Source organism: Labrys wisconsinensis (assembly GCF_030814995.1).
Classification (GTDB): domain Bacteria; phylum Pseudomonadota; class Alphaproteobacteria; order Rhizobiales; family Labraceae; genus Labrys; species Labrys wisconsinensis.
The window spans coordinates 559,668-579,549 of record NZ_JAUSVX010000003.1 but is presented as its reverse complement, the minus strand read 5'-3'; the positions used below and the strand labels follow the sequence as shown (position 1 = coordinate 579,549).

Here is a 19,882-nt window from a genome sequence, read left to right as displayed (position 1 = left end):
GTTGCCGACTTGCTTCGTCAAGACCCGTCTCGGGAACACCCGGGATGGGTCGGAAGAGGGGATCCCTGCGCCACTCCGATTCAGCTATTCGCCGATCGAATCCTGGGAGGAGACATGCGTCGACAGCGGCGTCTCCAGGCGATCCGCGACCTCCATCCATCTGGACGCGAACGGGCCGTAGGCAGTCCTGATGTCGACGCCCACCGGCAGTTCGGGGCATTCGTTTTCGCCGTTCGAGCCCCAGTTCACCCAGCCGGACTGGGGCCGTTGCACGATCTGGAAGGCTCCGGAGGGCTGCGAGGTCCACCAGATCATGGCGCGGCCCGTCCTGCTGTCGAACTCGACCGTCTTCGAGGCCGGGCCGGGAAAGATGGTCTCGTGCGGCGCTGCCGAGACCTCGACCGGCTCCTCCGTCAAGATCCAGGGACGATCGCCGAGGTCCGCCTTGACATGCGCCGCGGCACGAACGCGCGCGAGCCGTGCCCGGATCTCGTCTTCGTCGAGCACCTTCTCCCACGCGCAGAAGAGGCGCCAGTAGAGATCCCAGTGGGCCGATTCGATGTTGGCAAGCTCGCCGCGGAACTCCTCGAATTTCGGGCCGGAGGCGGCGGACTCCGCCACCGTTTCACGGACCATGGTCACAAGTTCGCCCGCGTAGGGATCGCCCGCCCGGTAGCGCGTGCCCCCATAGGCTGCGAAGCGGTCGAAGAGAAGCTTTCCCTGGCCGCCCTCGAACTCGTCGCCGACCGTGATCTTGTTCGTGACCGAGCGGCCGTTGATGACGGTCTGGAAGGCGTCCACCGCGTATCGTCTCTGGAAGAAGGGAACGCGGTGGAAGAACAGCCAGTCGATCGCAAAGCGCTTGCCCCTCAGCTCCTCGAGCAGGCCGTCCGGGATGATCCCGTGCATGCGGTAGTGGTGGAGGAGGGGCCCGCGCTCGACGATCTCGATCTCGACCTTGGCATGCTCGGGCGGATTGATCAGGCCGTTCTCGGGGGTGAAGAAGGGGCCGTAGAAGCCGCCGATTGCGTTGTTGCCGGAGGGAAGCAGCTCGACGCCGTCATGCAGCCCCTTGAAGTGGCGGATTCCCCATTTCGACGAGCCGAGCCCCTCGGCCTTGCCGGAGCAGAGCTCGAGATCGAAGACGCCGGTGTCGAGACGCACGAAGCAGTCGCTCTCCCGGCCCGGCAGCTCCCGGATCCCCTCGGGCGCCGCATCGCCCGGCACCGCATCGCCGAGCGTGAGCCGAAGCGACCCGTCGATGTCGATCACCGCGGCGAATGTCGTCTGGCCCTCGGAGGACCGACGGCCGAGGCGTTGTAGAAGCACCTTCTCGCCAGCCTCCGTCTCGGCCCAGCGCAGCGGCTCCGGCAGATCGCCTTTCACGGAGAAGATGATCGGCTCCCGGGTGCGGCGGCCGGAAAGAGGATCGCTGACGATGATCGTCGTGGGCATGGTGTCGGGTCTCCGCGAAGGGGTGAGCGGGGGAGGGCGGGACAGCGCCGCGGCGCCGCCGGGCGTCGGCGACAGCCAGGACCGCTGGATGCATCCGGTCAGTCGACCGATCGTCCTCGGCGCAGGAACGGCAGCGGTCTCGTCTTCAGGCTGTCGATGGCGACGGCGAGGATGATCACCACCCCCTTGATGAGGAGCTGCGTGAAGAACGGGACGTTGAGGAGGATGAGCCCGGTGCCGAGCACGCCGAGAATGATCGAGCCGATCAGCGTGCCGATGATGCGGCCGCGTCCCCCGGCGAGGCTGGTGCCCCCGAGCACCACGGCCGCGATCGCGTCGAGCTCGTATCCCGTTCCGGCCGTGGGTTGGGCGGAGATCACCCGCGCCGCGAAGATGACGCCGGCGAGACCGGCGCAGGCCCCGGCGATCACATAGACTGACAGCGTGATCCGGTTCACCCGGACGCCGGCAAGCCGGGCCGCCTGCGCGTTGCCGCCGACGGCATAGACGTGGCGCCCATAGCGGGTCCGCTCCAGCAGGAACCAGGCGGCGAGATAGACGGCGGCCATGACGATGACCGGCAAGGGCATGCCGGCGAGATAGCCGTTGCCGATGCCCTTGAAGCTCAAATCGCTCGAGACGATCGGCTGTCCGGCGGTGATGGTGTAGGCGAGCCCGCGCAGGAAGGTCATGGTCCCGAGCGTCACGATGAAGGGCGCGAGCGCGAGATAGGCGGTGAGCGCGCCGTTGATCAGGCCGCAGGCGCCCCCGACCAGCATCCCGGCCAGCACGGCGAGCGGCGCGGGCAGTCCGGCGATCGCCAGCACCACCGCGACCACGCCGGAGACCGCCACGATCGATCCGACCGAGAGGTCGATGCCGCCGGTCAGGATGACGAAGGTGAGGCCGGCCGCCAGGATCGCATTGACCGAGATCGACCGCGCGATGTTGAGGAGGTTGTCGACGCGATTGAAGTTCGGCGCGATCGCCGACATCAGGAGGACCAGGGCCACCAGCACCACCAGGATGCCGACGCGGTCCCACCATTTCGCGAAGTTGAAGGATGTCCGCGCCACTGGCGCCGGCGACTCCGCCGCCCTGTCGTCCGTCATGCTTCAGCTCCGTGGGTCGCGTCGGCCCGGCGCGTTGCCGTGCCCGTCGCATGGGCCATCACCGCCTCTTCGGTGGCACGGCCGGAGTCCATCGCGTGCACGATCCGCCCCTCGCGCATGATCAGCAGGCGATCGCTGATGCCGATGGCCTCGGGCAGGTCGGACGAGATCACGAGCACGGCCTTGCCCGCCCGCGCCAGCTCGTCGATGAGCTCGTAGATCTCCCGCTTGGCGCCGATATCGACGCCGCGGGTCGGCTCGTCCAGGATCAGGACCTCAGAATCCCGCATCAGCCAGCGCGCCAGGGCCGCTTTCTGCTGGTTGCCGCCGGACAGGGCGCGCACCGCGAGGTCGACGGCGTTCCGGCGCAGGTGCAGCCGTTGCATCTGGCCGAGCACGGCCGCCCGCACCTCGGCCGTCCGGACGATTCCGGCCGTCGAAAAGCGGTCGAGCGAGCTGATGGCGATGTTGGCCTCGACCGGATGGTCGAGGAAGAGGCCCTGGTCCTTGCGGTCCTCGGGCACCATGCCGATGCCGTCGGCGATGGCCGCGAACGGGTCGCCGGGCCGGCTTTCGCGGCCGCCGACACGCACGGTCCCGCCCGCGCGCCGGTCCGCGCCGAAGATCAGGCGCGCCACTTCGGTGCGGCCGGAGCCGATGAGGCCGGCCATGGCGACGACCTCGCCGGCGCGAACGGAGAAGCTCACCGGCCCGACGCGATCGCCGGAAAGCGCGCCGATCTCCAGCACGGTGGCGCCCGCCCGCCGGGGCGCGTGGTCGTAGAGGTCGCCCATGGCGCGGCCGACCATCATGCGCACGACGTCCTCGGGCGTCAGATCGCCCATGGCGCCGGTGCCGACATAGGCGCCGTCGCGCAGCACCGTGACGCGGTCGGCGAGCTGCCAGACCTCCTCCATGCGATGGGAGATGTAGATGAGCCCGACGCCGCCGGCGCGCATCTGGCCGATGAGCTGGTAGAGCTGCAGGGCCTCGGCCCGCGACAGCGCCGCGGTCGGCTCGTCGAGCACGAGGACGCGGGCCTCCTCGCTCACCGCGCGGGCGATCTCGACCATCTGCTGCATGCCGACGCTGAGGGAGCCGAGCGGCCGGTCCGGATCGATCTCCGCGCCGATCCGGGCGAGCTTTTCGCGCGCCTCCCGCTGGACGCGGCGACGGTCGAGCAGGCCGAAGCGGGTTTTCGGCTCGCGCCCGAGCGAAAGATTCTCCGCCACGGTCATGTACGGGACCGTGTTGAGCTCCTGGTGGATGATCGCGATGCCGTGGGCACGGGCGTCGAGCGGCGTGCGGATCTCGACCGGCCGCCCGTCCATGACGATCGCGCCGCCATCGCGCCCGATAGTGCCGGAGAGGATCTTCATGAGCGTCGATTTGCCGGCGCCGTTCTCGCCCATCAGGGCGTGGACCTCGCCGGCCCGCAGGTCGAAGCGGACATGGTTCAGCGCCAGCGTGGCGCCGAAGCGTTTTGTCACGTCCTCGATGCGAAGAAGAGGTTCGTCTGCCATCGCCAGGATCCGTGCGGCGAGGGATGGCGGAGCATGCCGCCGTCCCTCGCCTGATGTGTCTGTTACCAGCCCGGATAGTCCTTCACCGTCTCGCGCGTGACGAGGACGCTCGGGATCAGGATGGTCTTCTCCTTCGGCGGCTTGCCGGCGACCATGTCCTCAGCGATCTGGACCGCCTGGCGCACCATCTCGGCCGGGTTCTGCGTCGCGGTGCCGATGAAGGGCGAGCCCTCGCGCTTCAGCTCCGCCACCGCCTCGGGGCTGCCGTCGACCCCGGTCACCTTGATCTGCGAGACCTTGCCGGCCTGCTCGACCGCGAGCACGGCGCCGAGCGCGGACGGGTCGTTCATGCCGAAGATGCCGGTCACGTCGGGATTGGCGGTCAGCATGTCGGTGGTCACCGCCAGGCCCGAGGCGCGATCGTTCTTGGATGCCTGCTGGCCGACGATCTTGATGCCGGGATAGCTCTTGGCGACGGTCTTGCAGCCGTTGATGCGGTCGATGATGGTCTGGATCGGCGTCCCGTCGACCAGCAGGACCTCGCCCTTGCCGCCCATCTCCTTGAAGAGATAGTCGCAGGACTTCTCGCCGGCCTGGACCGCATTGGTCATGATCACCGCGTCGGCGCCATGGGCCGGCGTGTCGACCGCGATCACGATGACGCCGGCGTCCTTGGCGCGCTGGATCGCCGGCTCGATGCCGGCTTCGTCCACCGCCGAGATGACGATGAGGTTCACGCCCTGCTGGATGAACGCATCGATCTGGGTGTTCTGGTTGGCGAGGTCGAGCTGCGCATCCTGGGTGTTCAGCGTGGCGCCGATCTTCGCCGCGGCCTCCTTGGCGCCCTTGTCCATCGCCGAGAAGAACGGGTTGGACATGTCCTGCACCATCAGGCCGATGCTGGTGATCTTCTCCGGCATCTTCGCAAGGGCCGGAGCCGACCAGGCGGCCGCGACGAGCGCGAGCGTGGCGGCGGCGGTTGCCAGGCGGGATTTCAAAAGACTCATGGTTCTCTCCTCCAGTTTCCTCTGTTGCCGGCTTCGATAAGCGGCGCGGCCGGCAAACGCCGTCGACGACCGTGCCGCTGAGGCACGGAGGCTGGCCCTGTTGGGCGCACACCATCCCGTTCCGAGGCGTCGAGCTCCTCGGTTCTGCCGGGATATCAATGGGGTTCGGCGCTCTTCCGAGCGGCTAAGTCACCGGATCCGGGTGCTTCATCTCGTCCTCCCTTCCAATCCTTCCTTTCGGAACGCTGCAGCCACAGGACCTGCGGATCGTGAGATCCGCGGCGACCTGGTGCTGGTGACGGGGCAGATAGACCGGCGTCTTGGAACCGCCCGTCCGTTCGGCGTCCGACTGGGCATCGATGATCTCGGCGAGAGTCAGAGCGGCCCGGCGCCCGATCTCCTCCGACCGTTCGTTCAGGACCGTGAGCGGCGGATCCACGAGCTCCGACCACGCGAACTCGTCATAGCCGACGAGCGCCATGTCGCCCGGAATCGAGAGACCCCGATCCTTCGCCAGCTTCATCGCACCGAGGAGCAGGGGGTTGTTGCCGGCGATCAGCACGTCGGGCAGCCTGCCTGTCCGATCGAGATGGTCGCCGAGGGTCCGGTGGCCGGATTCGGCGTCGTTCTCGCTCTCCAGGACCACCAGGTCGGCGCCGTGCGATTTGGCGGAATCGCGCAGTCCGCGCTCGCGATCGAACCGGGTCGACCATTTCGGCGGATAGATCAGCAGGAGCCAGCGCTCGAAGCGGTGCTCCGCCAGGTGCGCGCCGACGATGAGGCTGGCGCTGTAATTGTCGGTCGTGACGCTGGGAAAGTCCCGCGCGCTGGCGGGGGGCGCGGAATCGACGAAGACGACCGCAATATCCCAGGTCGAAAGCAGGCGCGTGTTCTCGGGCGTGAGCGTCAACGTGGAAATGACGCCGGCGGCCCGCGACTCGATCAGACGCTGGACCATGCGGTCCTCAAGGCGTGGATCGTAGGCTCCGTCGACGGCGACGTCGCCGACCACGACGGTCCAGCTCGAGGGCCTCAGCGCCTGCTGGATGCCGCGCATCATTTCCAGATAGTAGGAGTTCGACGTGCTCGCGGTGATGACGGCGACGGTGTCGCGGCTGGCGCGCCGCAGCTCCTGAGCCGCGCGGTTCAGGACGTAGCCGAGCTCGCGCGCCGCCTTCAGGACCTGCTCACGGCTTTCCTCGGACACGCCGTCGGCGCCGCTCAGGGCGCGCGAAACCGTGAACATCGACAGCCCTGTCGCGCGACTGACGTCGCGCATTGTCGACCTGCGCACCTGAGAGCCTCGAGCTTCCATAACCGTTTTGATAAGATCAAGATCCTGATATTACTGACAGATTATCATGTGATCCGAGGGTTACCTAATCGATTAGGTTGGAGGTTAGCTCGCTTGTGGCGGAGGTGTCAAGGAGCTCACCGGGACGGCTTGCCCGGCAGCGCCTGCCGCGCGCGCCCGCCGTGCCTGGGACCACCCAGCTTCGGTCGCAGCCTGTCCCGCGGGTTCAGCGGCTGGGTGCCATCGCCTGGCCCGGGCTCGCGCGCCGCACCCTGTTGACCCCGCCCGCGTTCGGCGGTCCCATCGCCCTGTCGCGATTCGTCGGAGATCGTCCAGTCATGCGCTTCCTGCCCGTCCTCGCCGCCCTGGCCCTTTGCGCCTCCGCGGTCCCGGCCGCCGCCGCCATGTCCTGCCACGAGCGCATCGGCTATGTCCGCACCATCATCGACAAGGACCTCAAGGTCGGCTTCATCGGCAAGGAGGTCTATGCGCAGATGGTCAAGGACCTCGACGCCGCCGGCATCGCCTGCCAGTCGGGGCAGGATGCCAAGGCGCAGCTGCTGATCTCCGCCACCCAGTCACGCCACGGCTATCCGGTGCGCTGAGAGGCGCACGCCTAGCCCGCCAGCGCGGGATCGATCCGCAGGATCTCGGCCAGGGACTTGCGCTGCGACACCGGCACACGGAAGCGCTCCGGCAGGTGCCCGGCGCCGATCAGGGTGATGACCAGCTCGCTGTCGGCGAGGCCGGCCAGCCGGCGCAGGGCCCGGTCGCGGCCGGCGGTGACGCTCCAGTTCAGCATCACCGCACCCATGCCCTGGCCATGGAAGCCCAGCGCCAGCGTCATGGCGAACATGCCGCCGTCGACGAAGGCCTGGTTGCGCTCCCCCACGGTGTTGAGATGCGCCATGTCCGCCGTCACCACCATCACGGCGCCGATCTCGTGGCCGAAGCCGCGATTGCCCGATTGCAGCGCCAGCACGCGGGCGCGCTTGTCCGGCTCGGTGAAGGCGTGGACCCGGCAGGTCTGGCGGTTGCAGGAGGAGGGCGTCTGCTGGGCGATCGCCACCGCCTGCTCGATCTCGACCGCCGACACCGGCTGCGGCGCATAGTGCCGGACGCTGTGGCGGGCCTGCATGAAGGCTGCAAAGTCGATGGCGGTGACGCGCCGGATCGCGTCGGCCGTCACCTCCTCCGTGCCGCCGCGGCCGGCGTGGCGGCGGAAGCCGTGGCGGGCGTCGAGCGCATCGAGCGCCGCGTCGAGGCCGGCGAGGTCGGCGCCGCGATTGGCGGCGCAATAGCCATCGAGCGCCTTCAGGCCGAAGGCAGCGACCTCGTCGAGCCCGTAGCGGTCGAGATAGTCGCTGAGCCGCCCCAGCAGCAATTCGCGCCGGTCTCGCCCGAAGCCGAGCCGGGGATCGGGCAGGGCGAGGCCGTACTCGATCATGTGCGCCAGGATATGGATATGCGCCCGCCGATGCTCGCGGCCGCGCTCGGCATGGATGAAGCTGGCGCCGCGGAAGCGGGCATAGTCATAGACATGGTTGGCGATGAGCCGCAGCTCGAGCCAGACCATGCCGGCGGCCTGTCGCAGGCCGCCGGCGATCGAGCCCGGCAGGGGCTGGCGGCGGGCGGCATCCGCGGGCGCCGGCAGCGTCGGCGATGGCGTGTCGGTCATGGCGTCGGGCTCGTCGTCCGCGGCAGCATGGCAGCGGAGTTGAGGGAGCTGGGCCGGGGCTGTCAACGCGGGCGGAATCGGCCTCGGAGGGGCATTGCGCGCCCCGCACAGCCGGCGGGCGGGAGCGGTTCTTGCGAAATATCCAGCGTCGTGAGGAGCTTAGATCGATGACCCTCACCTAGACCTATCCTTTTGGCTAGGTCCGCGAAACAATCTTGCGCGGCCGGGCCCTCCCAAATAGCCGGCAACCTAGCTCTCCCGTCCCCTTGGCGCGGCGCGGTCCCGATGCCACCGTCGAGGCATTCGATCGACCGGCGGAGGAAGCCATGCTGCGCTCCCATGTCCATGTCAGGGTGGTCACGCCCATCACCACCAAGGGGTTCCGGCGTGCCGAGGACCTCAGAGCCCTCGAAGTGCCCGGGGTCACGGTCAGCCATGTCGAGATCGCCAGCGGGCCCGCCTCGATCGAGAGCGAGTTCGAGGCGGCGCTCTCCGTGCCGGGCACGCTGGCGCGGATCATCGAGGCGGAAGGCGAGGGGGCCGATGCCGTCATCATCGATTGCATGGGCGATCCCGGCCTGCGCCCCGGCCGCGAGGTCGTCGGCATCCCGGTGCTCGGCCCGGCCGAGACGGCGATGCACATCGCCGCCATGCTCGGCCACACCTTCTCCGTCGTCACCGTGATGCGGCGCCTGCGCGCCTCGTTCGAGAACGAGGCGGCGCTCTACGGCCTTTCCGGCAAGCTCGCCTCGGTGCGCAGCGTCGACATCCCGGTGCTGGAGCTGGAGACAGATCTTGCCCGCACCAACGCCTTGCTGGTGGAGGAGGCGGCGAAGGCGGTCGAGCTCGATGGCGCCGACGCCATCATCTTCGGCTGCACCGGCCTGATGGGCTGCGCTGCCGCCGTCAGCGAGGGCCTGGCGCGGCGCGGCATCATCGACGTGCCGGTGATCGACCCGATCCCGACCGCCGTGCAGGTCGCGGCGGCGCTCGCCCGGCTCGAGCTCACCCAATCCAAGCGCACCTATCCCGCGCCCCCGGCCAAGCCGCTGGTGGGCTATCCCGATCTTCACTGTCGCTGGCCGGCTGCGGCTGAATAGCCGCGCACCGTGGTGGCGAAGGAGGAGCAGGGCATGGCGATGGCGGAAGGCGCGGTTCTGTCCCGCACGGCCGGCCGGGCCCGGCGCCGCCCCTGGCAGGGGCTGGGCCTGTGGTGGCTGGTGCTGCCGGCGCTGCTGTTCTTCCTCGCCTTCTTCGTCGTTCCCGTCCTGTCGCTGTTCGCCCTGTCGCTCGACAAGTCCGCCGCCGGCGTCGTCACGCTGCAGGGCGATTTCACGCTGGCGAACTTCGAGCGCATCTTCACCCGCGACATCTATTCCCTCGCCATCGTCCGCTCGATCGGCATCGCGCTCGCCGTGGCGGTGGTCTGCCTGATCCTCGGCTATCCCCTGGCCTTCCTCATCGCCAAGACCGAGCATCCCGGCCGCAACACCGCGCTGATGGTCCTCGTGCTGTCCTCGATGCAGCTCGACATGGTGATCCGGCTCTACGGCCTGATGGTGCTGATGGGCGACAACGGCCTGATCAACGGCACGCTGATCGCCGCCGGCCTGATCGAGAAACCCCTGCCGCTGATGTACAACATCTTCGGCGTGATCGTCGGCCTGGTGCAGGTGACGCTGCCCTTCATGGTGCTGTCGCTGATCGGCATCATCAAGGGCATCCATCCCTCGCTGGAGGAGGCGGCCCGCAGCCTCGGCGCCTCGCGCTGGGCCGCCTTCCGCCATGTCGTCCTGCCGCTCTCCATGCCCGGCGTGCTGGCGGGAAGCCTGCTCGTCTTCGCGCTCGCCATCAGCTCCTATGTCGTGCCGGCCCTGATGGGCGGCTGGAAGGTGATGGTGCTGCCCATCCACATCTTCCAGCAGATCTCCGAGACCGGGCGCTGGCAGTTCGGCTCGGCCGTGGCGGTGGTGCTGTTCGTCATCAGCCTCCTCGCCATCGCGATCTACCATCGCGCCGCGTCCCGCTCGGCCGGGGGGAGGGCGTGATGCGCGAGGAGCCGGCCGTCCCGCTGGTGTTCAAGGTCGTCGCGGTGCTGGCGCTGGTGGTGCTGCTGCTGCCGGTGGCGATCGTCATCCTCGCCGGGCTCAATGCCGGGGATTATCTGACCTTCCCGCCGCAGGGCCTGTCCCTGCGCTGGATCCAGGCCTTCCTCACCGACCCGACCTTCCTCCACGCCTATCTCTTCAGCTTCGGCCTCGCGCTGGGCGCCACCGTGATCTCCACCGTGCTCGGCACGGCGGCGGCGCTGTTCCTCACCCGCTCGGAAAGCCCGGCCGTGGCGGCGCTGCGCGGCTTCTTCATGCTGCCGATCGTCCTGCCCGGCGTGGTGCTGGGCCTGGCGCTCTACGTGTTCTACGTCACCTCGGGCATCGGCCTGTCGCGCACCGTGGCCGGCATGCTGATCGGCCATGTCCTGGTCACCATGCCCTTCGTCGTCGCCACGGTGACGGCCTCGCTGGTCGGCTTCGACCTCAGCCTGGAGGAGGCGGCCCGCAGCCTCGGCGCCTCGCCCTTCACCGCCTTCCGCAAGATCACCCTGCGCATCGTCTCCTCCGGCATCTCGGCCGGGGCGATCTTCGCCTTCATCGTCTCGTTCGGCCAGTTCGAGGTGGCGCTGTTCCTGTCGACGCCGAACATGCAGACCCTGCCGATGGCGATGTACATCTCGCTGCGCTACGCCTTCCAGCCCATCGCCGCCGCCGCCGGCATCTTCGCCATCGCCCTGGTCGTGGTCTCCACCGTGATCACGTCCCGTCTCGTCAACCTCAGGCGCATGTTCGGCGCCTGACCCCAGCGCATGCCCGCATCAACCCGGATTGAAGGAGAGAGTGCCATGAAGGACAGCCGATCCCCCCGCACCGGCCTGACGCGCCGCAAGCTCCTGCAGACCGGCGCCGCGGCGGCGGCGCTGCCGCTGTTCAACATCAACCATGCCTGGTCGGCCGACGTGGCCTATGACGGCGGCGTGTTCGACGCCGGCGGGGCGACGCTGCGCGTCGGCGAGTGGGGCGGGCCCTGGGGCGATCTCGTCTCCAAATACCTGCTCACCCAGTTCCAGAAGGACTTCAACTGCAAGATCTCCTACGATTCCTCCTGGCCCTGGTTCCCGAAATTCGTGGCCGGCGGCGCCGAGAAGCCGCCGCTCGACATCACCAACTGGAACCTGCCGGAGATGTTCAAGACGGCCAAGGCGGGCGACTTCTTCCTGAAGATCGACGAGGTCCTGCCCAACGTCCCCAACGGCAAGCATCTGTGGCCCTTCGCCACCGCCAACGGCGTCGGCGTCACCTGGGCCTTCGGCCAGTACGGCTATGCCTACCGCACGGACCTGGTGAAGACGCCGCCGGCCGCCTTCAAGGACCTGTGGAAGCCCGAATTTGCCGGCAAGCGCGGCACCTACATCACCTCCAACACGCTGCAGATGGACTTCTTCCTGGTGGCCTGCAGCCTGTTCGGCAAGGACCAGTATGACCTGGAAGCCGGCTACCAGGCGATGAAGGAGCTGATGCCGGCCAAGATCTCCGACTTCACCGGCAACATGCAGTCGCTGATGGAGCGCGGCGAGGTGATCGTCGCCGTGCTCGACGACGCCGAGCCGATGCAGGCGCGCGACAAGGGCGCCCCCTTCGCCTTCTGGTACTGGACGGAGAAGCAGCCGGTGCTGACCCAGACCTACACGGTCAGCCGCTATGCCGACCCCGTGCAGAAGAAGCTCGCCTTCGCCCTGCTCGACCGGGCGCTGACCGCGGACTTCCTCACGCCGATGGGCAAGGAGTTCTACATCCGCCCGACCATCAGCAACATGGAGCTGCCGCCCAACCTGGTCAGGGCCGGCGTCAAGAACTCCGCCGACGCGATCAAGGACTTCTGGATCCCCGACTGGAACGCCTACCTCGCCAACGAGGACGACATCGTCGAGAAGGTCAACGGCATCTTCGCCGGCTGAACCTGTCATCGATCGAACTTCAGGAAGGCGGGGCCCATGTCCGACGTCCAGCTCAAGCGTCTCACCAAGGCCTATGGCGGCTCGGTCGCGGTCAACGCGGTCGACCTCCACATCCGCCAGGGCGAGTTCTTCTCCCTGCTCGGCCCCTCCGGCTGCGGCAAGACGACGACGCTGCGGATGATCGCCGGCTTCGTCCGGCCGAGCGGCGGGCAGATCCTGGTCGGCGGCGAGGACATCACCGCGCTGCCGCCGGAAAAGCGCGGCATCGGCATCGTCTTCCAGAACTACGCCATCTTCCCGCATATGAGCGTGGCCGAGAACATCGCCTTCGGGCTGATGCTGCGCAAGCAGCCGCGCGAGACCATCCGCCGCAAGGTCGCCGACGCGCTGCGCCAGGTCGGGCTCACCGGCTATGACGAGCGCTTCCAGCGCCAGCTCTCCGGCGGCGAGCAGCAGCGCGTGGCGCTGGCCCGGGTGCTGGTGACCGAGCCCCGCATCCTGCTGCTCGACGAGCCGCTCTCGGCGCTCGACAAGAGCCTGCGCGAGGACATGAAATACTGGATCAAGGACCTGCAGCGCTCGCTCGGCATCACCACGGTCTATGTCACGCACGACCAGGACGAGGCGCTGACCATGTCCGACCGCATCGGCGTGATGAACCGCTCCGTCGTGGTGCAGGTCGGCACGCCGCAGGAGATCTACGAAAGCCCGCAGGACCTGTTCGTCACCACCTTCATCGGCCATTCCAACGTGTTCGACGTCACGCTGAAGCGCCGGACCGGGGAGGGGGTGGTGGTCGACCTCGCCGGCACCGAGCTGCCCAGCGCCGGCGGCCGCGACCTTCCCGACGGCGCGGCGGCGAAGCTGGTGGTGCGGCCGGAGAACGTCCTGCTGTTCGGCCCCGGCGAGGCGGCCGACGTGCCGATCCGCCTGCCCGCCACCGTGCTCGGCGAGACCTATCAGGGAGCGATCGTGCGCTACCGCCTCGACGTCGGCGGCCAGACGCTGGTGGCCGAGCGCCAGAACCAGTCGCGCCTCGCCCGCTTTCCCGTCGGCGGCATGGTCACGGTCGGCTGGGATCCCGATCGCGGCAAGACGCTGCACGCCTGACCCCGCTTCCCTTCTCCAGAGATCGACCCATGCGCATCGGCATCGACGTCGGCGGCACCAACACGGATGCCGCCCTGATGGACGGCCTCCTCGTTAAGTCCGCCTGCAAGACCCCGACCACGCCGGACGTCTCCTCCGGCATCACGGCGGTGCTGCGCCAGGTGCTGGAGGGCACCGGCGTCGGGCCGGCCGACATCGAGGCGGTGATGATCGGCACCACCCATTTCACCAACGCGGTGGTCGAGCGGCGGCGGCTCCTGGAGGTGGCGGCGATCCGCCTCGGCCTGCCCGCGACCAAGGCGCTGCCGCCGCTGACCGACTGGCCCGCCGACCTCGCCGACACCCTCGGCCGGCACGTCTTCATGGTGCGCGGCGGCAACGAGTTCGACGGCCGCGAGATCGCGCCGCTCGACGAAGCCGAGATCCGCCGCATCGCCGGCGAGATCCGCGCCCGCGGCCTGAAGGCTGCGGCGGTCACCTCGGTGTTCTCGCCGGTGACCTCGGTGATGGAGAAGCGTGCCGCCGAGATCCTTCTCGCCGAGGTCCCCGGCCTCAGGATCTCGCTCAGCCACGAGGTCGGCCGCGTCGGCTTCCTCGAGCGGGAGAACGCCACGATCATGAATGCCTGCCTGGCGGACCTCGCCGCCAAGGTGGTGAGCTCCTTCCGCATCGCCTTGAAGGAGATGCGCATCGCCGCGCCGTTCTTCATCAGCCAGAACGACGGCACGCTGATGACCCCCGACTTCGTCGAGCGCTACCCCGTCCTCACCTTCGCCTCCGGCCCGACCAACTCGATGCGCGGCGCCGCCATGCTCGCCGCCCGCAAGGAGGCGATGGTGGTCGATATCGGCGGCACCACCTCGGATGTCGGCATGCTGATGCACGGCTTCCCGCGAGAATCCGCCGTCTCCGTCGACATCGGCGGGGTGCGCACCAATTTCCGCATGCCCGACGTGGTCGCGCTCGGCCTCGGCGGCGGCAGCATCGTGCGCGACGACGGCCGGCGTATCGGCCCGGATTCCGTCGGCTACGAGATCACCAGCCGGGCCCTGGTGTTCGGCGGCGACACCCTGACGACGACCGACATCGTCGTCGCCGCGGGGCTGGAGCAGATCGGCGATCCCGAGCTGGTGCGCCACGTGCCGCGCTCGACCATCGACAACGCCCTCGACACCATCCACCGCATGGTCGACGAGGTGGTGGACCGCATGAAGACCAGCGCCGAGCCCCTGCCGGTGATCCTGGTCGGCGGCGGCGCCATCCTGGTCTCGCGCGACCTGCCCTCCGCCTCCGAGGTGATCCGGCCCGAGAATGCCGCGGTCGCCAACGCCATCGGCGCGGCCATCGCCCAGGTCGGCGGCGAGGTCGACCGCATCTATTCCCTCGAAGGCACCAGCCGCGACGCGGTGCTGGGCGCGGCCAAGCAGGAGGCCTCCGACCGGGCCGCGGAGGCCGGTGCGGCGGCCGGGAGCATCAAGATCGTCGATATCGAGGAGGTGCCGCTCGCCTATCTGCCCGGCAGCGCCACCCGCATCCGCATCAAGGCGGTCGGCGACCTGGTGATCGCATGAGGACGACGATGAAGCTCGACGGCGCCGATCTCCTCGACCTCGCCCGCGGCGCCGCCTTCCTCGGCACCGGCGGCGGCGGCGACCCCTATGTCGGGCGCCTGATGGTGCAGCAATGCCTCGACGACGGCCTGACGGTGGAGGTGATCGACCCGCTCGACGTGCCCGACGACGCCCTGGTCATCCCCACCGCCATGATGGGCGCGCCGACCGTGCTGGTGGAGAAGATCCCGAGCGGGGAGGAGGCGATCGCTTCGCTGAGGGCGTTGGAGGCCCATTTCGGCCGCCGCGCCTTCGCCACCATGCCGATCGAGATCGGCGGCATCAACTCCACCATCCCGCTGGTGGTCGGCGCCCGGCTCGGCCTGCCGATCGTCGACGCCGACGGCATGGGCCGGGCCTTCCCGGAGCTGCAGATGGAGACCTTCGGGGTCTACGGCATCTCCGGCAGCCCGCTCTGCGTCACCAACGAGTACGGCGACAGCGCCCTGATCCACGGCCGCGACAACAAGATGATGGAATGGCTGGCGCGCGGCGCCGCCATCCGCATGGGCGGCTGCGCCTATATCGCCGAATACGGCATGTCCGGCGCCGATATGAAGCGCACCTCGATCCGCAACACGCTGACGCTGGCCATGCGCATCGGTCGCTGCCTGCGAGAGGCCAAGGACCGGCACGAGAACCCGTTCGACGCCCTGCTCCGGCTCCTGCCCGACACGCCCTATTCCTACGGGCGCATCATCTTCAAGGGCAAGATCGTCGACATGCGGCGCGAGACGCGCGCCGGCTTTTCCGTCGGTCGTGCCCGCATCGAGGGGCTGGAGGGCTGGGACGGGCTGATGGAGATCGAGATCCAGAACGAGAACCTCATCGCCCGCCTCGACGGCCAGGTCCGGGCCATCGTGCCGGACCTGATCTGCATCATGGACAGCGAGACCGCCGAGCCGATCACCACGGAGCAGCTGCGCTTCGGCCAGCGCGTCACGGTGCTGTCGGTGGCGGTGCCGGCGATCATGCGCTCGCCCGAGGCGCTCGACGTGTTCGGACCGAAGGGCTTCGGTCTCACGGAGCCGTTCACCCCGATCGAGAGCATCGTCTGAGGAGCGGATCATGACTCGCGAGATCACGGTCGCCGACCTCGACGACCTCGCCACCGGCGCCGCCCTGCTCGGCACCGGCGGCGGCGGCGACCCCTATATCGGCAAGCTGATGGCCCGCGGCGCGATCGAGCGGCACGGATCGGTGCCGCTGCTGGCGCTGGACGAGGTGCCCGACGCGTTCCAGGTCGTCTCCTGCGGCAACATGGGCGCCCCGACCATCCTGATCGAGAAGGTGCCCTCGGGCGAGGAGCCCGAGCTCGCCATGCGGTCCTGGGAGGCGCATACTGGCAAGCGTGTCGACGCCATCATCCCGATGGAGGCCGGCGGCGTCAACTCGATGATCCCGCTGGTCGCCGCCGCGGCCCGGCGCCTGCCCGTCATCGACGCCGACGGCATGGGCCGCGCCTTCCCGCAGCTGGAGATGGAGACCTTCAACGTCTATGGCGTGCCGGCGAGCCCGGTGGCGATCGCCGACGAGCACGGCAATACGGTGATGCTGGAGACCCGCTCGGCCGCCTTCGCCGAATGGCTGGCCCGCGGCATCACCATCCGCATGGGCGGCCAGTCCTCCCTGGTCGAATACGGCATGGACGGCGCCACGGCGCGCCGCGTCTCGGTGCCGGGCACCATGTCGCTGGCCATCGGCATCGGCCGCGTGCTGCGTGAGGCGCGCCGCCTGCGCCGCGACCCGATAGAAGCGCTGATCGGCTTCTTCTCCGGCACCCACTACCAGAAAGCCCGGCTGATCGGCTCGGGCAAGGTCGCCGACATCCAGCGCTCGACCCAGAACGGCTGGGCGGTCGGCACCGTGCGGATCGAGCCCTTCGCCCCGGGGCGGCCGCCGATCGCCATCCGCATCCAGAACGAGAACCTGGTGGCGCTGCAGGGCGAGCAGGTGCTGGCGATCGTCCCCGACCTCATCTGCATCCTGGAGGCGGATACTGCCGAGCCGATCACCACGGAGCGCCTGCGCTATGGGCAGCGCGTCAACGTGCTCGCCGTGCAGGTGCCGCCGATCATGCGCACGCCGGAAGCTCTCGCCGTGTTCGGGCCTGCAGCTTTCGGCCTGCCGCATGCCTATCGCGGCTTCGACTGAGCCGGTCTTTTCGGCCGGAACTCCCGGCGCACGGGCCGCGCCGGGAGTTGGCACCGATCGTGCTATGCTCACGCCGCTGGGATCGGGAGCGCGTCGGAGCATGCAGCTGACCACGGGCACGCCGGCGCGCGCCGGCATCGTCATCACGCCGGACGCCACGCTGGAGCCGCGGCTCCAGCCACCGCGCAGCCTGCTCGACAGCATCGACCGCCCCTATCTCATGGAGCGGCTGCGCCAGGGCATCGCCGGCCAGGTCGTGCTGATCAACGCGCCGGCCGGGTTCGGCAAGACCGGGCTGATGGCCGCCGCCTTCCGGTGCTTTGCCGAGCCGGGCCAGCGCCCGGCGTGGATGACGCTGACCGGCCGCGACGAGGACCCGCACCTCGCCCTGCGCGGCATGGTCGCGGCGCTCCGGCGCGCCGGCGCCTTCGACGGCCGCGCCGATCCGGTCGATCTGCGCGGACTGGTCGAGGCGCTGGCCGCGGAGCCGGACCGCTTCGTCCTGTTCCTCGACGATTTCTGTGCGGCGAAGGGCTCGGCCTTCCCGGCCCTGTTCGACGAGTTCCTGCGCGTGCTGCCGGCGCAGGTCCGGCTGGTGATCAGCGCCTCGGGTCGGCCCGGCATCGCCCTGTCGCGCTTTCGCCTGCGCGGGCTGCTGGCCGAGATCCAGGCCGAGCACCTGGCCTTCTCGCGCGGCGAGACGCAGCGCCTCCTCGGCCGGCTCCTGTCGCGCGAGGAGCTGGAGGGGTTCTGCGCGGTGACGCAGGGCTGGCCCGCCCTGGTCCGTCTCGCCGCGCCGCTGCTGGCGGCCGGCCCGGGCCCGGACGAGCGCCAGGCTTTGCTCGCCGGCACCCACGCGATCTATGCCGATTTCGTCCACGACGAATTGCTGCCGGCCATCCCGCCGGACCTGCGCGAGGCGATCGCGGCCTGCTCCATCCTCGACGAGTTTCCGCTCGATCTCGCCTCGCACCTCGCCGGCTTCGAGGTCGCCCATCGCGCGCCGCGCGACATCGAGAGCCTGCACCCGGTGATCGATCCGGTGCCGCGCAACCCGGGCTGGCTGCGCCTGCATCCGGTGCTGCGGGCGGCGCTCGCCAGCGATCTCGCCTATCGGTCCTCCGAGCGGATCTCGGCGCTGCACGCCATGGCGGCGAAATGGTTCGCCGAACGGGGCTTTCTGGAGAAGGCCGTGCGCCATGCCGCGCGAGCCGGCGATTTCGTCACGGCCGCCGATGCCATCCGCCGGGCCGGCGGGGTCAAGCTGTTCATCCGGGCAGGCTACACGGTGCTCAACGCCATCCTCGCCAATCTGCCGCCCGAGGTGGTGCACCGGTCGGCGACCCTGAAGCTCTGCCATGCGCTGGTCCTGTCCAAGCAGGGGCAGGTCCCCGCGGCGCGCGAGGCGGTCGAGGACCTCAAGCGGATGGCGCGGCGCGGCGGCGACCAGGCCGAGCCCTTCCCGGAGCAGGACCTGTTCCATATCGAGGGGCTGATCAACGTCTACGAGGACGTCAACCTGGACGGCGACCACATCATGGCGCTCGAGCGCCGCGTTGCCGCGTTCGGGCCGGCCGACACCTGGCAGTGCGGCTGGATCTACAATCATCTGTGCATCGCCTATACCCGCCGCGGCGATCTGGCGGCCGCCCGCATCGCCTGCATCAAGGCGCTCGCCTGCTATCGCGAGGAGCGCACCGCCTACGGCCAGATCTTCATGCTGGTGCATCAGGGCCTGGTCGGCATCCTCTCCGGCGGCCTGTCCTCGGCCATCCTGGCGCTGAAGGAGGCCGAGGCGCTGATCCACGCCACCCAGTGGAGCGACGCCAATCTCCTGGCCATCGTGCACATGCCGCTGGGCGAGGCCCTCTATCTCCGAGGCGAGGTCGCCGAGGCCAACCGCTACCTCACCGACGCCATGCCGCACATGGCGGCAGGCGAGGGCTGGGTCGATCTCTTCATCCGCGGCTATGGCACCAAGGCCCGGGCCGCCCTGCGCCTCGAGGGGCCGGACGCCGCCTTCGTCGCAGTCGACCGGGTCGACGAGGTGGCGATCGAGCGTCACCTGCCGCGCCTCACCACCGCCGCGCTGCTGCTGCGCATCGAGATCCTCACCCAGGCCGGCATGCTGGAATCGGCCCTGCGCCTGCTCGACCAGATGCCGGGCTGCAGCGATGTCGACGGCCCGGCGCCGGATGCCTGCATGGGCTGGCCGACCTGGCGCGAGCGCAACGAAGCCCTGCTCAACCGGGCTCGGCTCATGGTGCGGATGGGCGAGCCGGAGCGGGCGATCCGGCTGCTCGGCCGCGTGGCCGCCCTGGCCGAGGCCAGCGGCGCCAGCCTGCACCTGCTCGACGCCGCCCTGCTGACGGTGGAGGCGGCCTGGAGCGCCGGCCGGCCGGACGAGGCGCTGGCCGCGCTGCAGACGGCGGTCGCGCTCGCCCGGCCCCAGGAGATCCTGCAGCCCTTCCTCGACGCCGGCGGCTCCTTCGCCCAGGCCGTCCGCGCCATCGTCCGGCGCTTCGGCCTCAGCATCTTCGCCCCCGCCACGGCGCGGTTCATCGCCCGCATCGCCGGCGTCTCCTTCCGTGCGCCGGGGGAGGGCGCCGTGACGCATCTGCTCAGCCTGCGGGAGCGCCAGGTGTTGGAGCTGCTGACCTCCGGCAGCAGCAACAAGGAGATCGCCCGCGCGCTCGGCCTGTCCGACGCCACGGTCAAGTTTCACCTGAAGAACGTCTACGCCAAGATCGGCGTCAGCCGCCGGGGGATCGCGGTGGCGCTCGCCAGCGAGATCGGCCTGGTCGACAAGCCGCAGCGGACTGCGGCGCGGGCCCTGCCGTGCTGAGCCCGCAGCACCGCCGGGCTCACCGGAGGTGGGCATATCCCGTATGCATCCGGTCGCCCGGGGTTGAGCCGGCGGCGAGGGGCGA

16 protein-coding genes are annotated in these 19,882 nt (G+C 69.4%); 10 read left to right on the top strand and 6 right to left on the bottom strand.

The window, feature by feature from the left end; all coding sequences use genetic code 11:
- Positions 1-84 precede the first annotated feature (84 nt).
- The 5 genes from QO011_RS12675 to QO011_RS12655 all read right to left on the bottom strand — a co-directional run bounded on the left by QO011_RS12675 (position 85) and on the right by QO011_RS12655 (position 6,376).
- A complete protein-coding gene (locus QO011_RS12675) occupies positions 85-1,455 on the bottom strand; it encodes a hypothetical protein (protein ID WP_307272302.1) in 1,371 nt (456 codons plus the stop codon).
- Between the two features lie 98 nt (positions 1,456-1,553).
- Positions 1,554-2,567 carry an ABC transporter permease subunit gene (locus QO011_RS12670; protein WP_307272300.1) on the bottom strand — a complete coding sequence of 338 codons (1,014 nt, stop codon included), beginning with the start codon at positions 2,565-2,567 and terminating at the stop codon, positions 1,554-1,556.
- Positions 2,564-4,090, bottom strand: coding sequence for a sugar ABC transporter ATP-binding protein (locus QO011_RS12665; protein ID WP_307272298.1), 1,527 nt, complete (start codon positions 4,088-4,090; stop codon positions 2,564-2,566). Before QO011_RS12665 ends, QO011_RS12670 begins: the two co-directional genes overlap by 4 nt.
- Positions 4,091-4,152: 62 nt before the next feature.
- On the bottom strand, positions 4,153-5,097 hold the full coding sequence (locus QO011_RS12660; protein WP_307272296.1) for an ABC transporter substrate-binding protein: 945 nt from the start codon (positions 5,095-5,097) through the stop codon (positions 4,153-4,155).
- 184 nt (positions 5,098-5,281) lie between these two features.
- Positions 5,282-6,376 carry a LacI family DNA-binding transcriptional regulator gene (locus QO011_RS12655; RefSeq protein ID WP_307272294.1) on the bottom strand — a complete coding sequence of 365 codons (1,095 nt, stop codon included), beginning with the start codon at positions 6,374-6,376 and terminating at the stop codon, positions 5,282-5,284.
- Positions 6,377-6,729: 353 nt separating this feature from the next.
- Here QO011_RS12655 and QO011_RS12650 point away from each other — a divergent pair, with 353 nt between their 5' ends.
- Positions 6,730-6,996: a hypothetical protein gene (locus tag QO011_RS12650; RefSeq protein WP_307272292.1), complete on the top strand. Its 267-nt coding sequence runs from the start codon at positions 6,730-6,732 to the stop codon at positions 6,994-6,996.
- Positions 6,997-7,007: 11 nt separating this feature from the next.
- Here QO011_RS12650 and QO011_RS12645 read toward each other — a convergent pair whose 3' ends face one another.
- On the bottom strand, positions 7,008-8,069 hold the full coding sequence (locus QO011_RS12645; RefSeq protein WP_307272290.1) for a nitroreductase family protein: 1,062 nt from the start codon (positions 8,067-8,069) through the stop codon (positions 7,008-7,010).
- A 326-nt stretch (positions 8,070-8,395) separates the two neighbouring features.
- Here QO011_RS12645 and QO011_RS12640 point away from each other — a divergent pair, with 326 nt between their 5' ends.
- The 9 genes from QO011_RS12640 to QO011_RS12600 all read left to right on the top strand — a co-directional run bounded on the left by QO011_RS12640 (position 8,396) and on the right by QO011_RS12600 (position 19,797).
- Positions 8,396-9,169: an aspartate/glutamate racemase family protein gene (locus QO011_RS12640; RefSeq protein ID WP_307272288.1), complete on the top strand. Its 774-nt coding sequence runs from the start codon at positions 8,396-8,398 to the stop codon at positions 9,167-9,169.
- Positions 9,170-9,202: 33 nt separating this feature from the next.
- Positions 9,203-10,117: an ABC transporter permease gene (locus QO011_RS12635; protein WP_307272286.1), complete on the top strand. Its 915-nt coding sequence runs from the start codon at positions 9,203-9,205 to the stop codon at positions 10,115-10,117.
- Entirely contained in the window at positions 10,117-10,920 is an 804-nt protein-coding gene (locus tag QO011_RS12630) for an ABC transporter permease (protein WP_307272285.1), read from the top strand. Before QO011_RS12635 ends, QO011_RS12630 begins: the two co-directional genes overlap by 1 nt.
- A gap of 45 nt (positions 10,921-10,965) precedes the next feature.
- Positions 10,966-12,078 carry a type 2 periplasmic-binding domain-containing protein gene (locus QO011_RS12625; protein WP_307272283.1) on the top strand — a complete coding sequence of 371 codons (1,113 nt, stop codon included), beginning with the start codon at positions 10,966-10,968 and terminating at the stop codon, positions 12,076-12,078.
- Between the two features lie 36 nt (positions 12,079-12,114).
- On the top strand, positions 12,115-13,188 hold the full coding sequence (locus QO011_RS12620; RefSeq protein ID WP_307272282.1) for an ABC transporter ATP-binding protein: 1,074 nt from the start codon (positions 12,115-12,117) through the stop codon (positions 13,186-13,188).
- A 29-nt stretch (positions 13,189-13,217) separates the two neighbouring features.
- Positions 13,218-14,759 carry a hydantoinase/oxoprolinase N-terminal domain-containing protein gene (locus tag QO011_RS12615; RefSeq protein WP_307272281.1) on the top strand — a complete coding sequence of 514 codons (1,542 nt, stop codon included), beginning with the start codon at positions 13,218-13,220 and terminating at the stop codon, positions 14,757-14,759.
- Positions 14,760-14,767: 8 nt separating this feature from the next.
- Complete coding sequence (locus QO011_RS12610; RefSeq protein WP_307272348.1) at positions 14,768-15,856, top strand: S-methyl thiohydantoin desulfurase family protein; 1,089 nt, start codon at positions 14,768-14,770, stop codon at positions 15,854-15,856.
- Positions 15,857-15,866: 10 nt separating this feature from the next.
- Positions 15,867-16,952: an S-methyl thiohydantoin desulfurase family protein gene (locus tag QO011_RS12605; RefSeq protein ID WP_307272278.1), complete on the top strand. Its 1,086-nt coding sequence runs from the start codon at positions 15,867-15,869 to the stop codon at positions 16,950-16,952.
- 100 nt (positions 16,953-17,052) lie between these two features.
- Entirely contained in the window at positions 17,053-19,797 is a 2,745-nt protein-coding gene (locus QO011_RS12600; RefSeq protein ID WP_307272277.1) for a LuxR C-terminal-related transcriptional regulator, read from the top strand.
- The last annotated feature ends 85 nt before the right edge of the window (positions 19,798-19,882 follow it).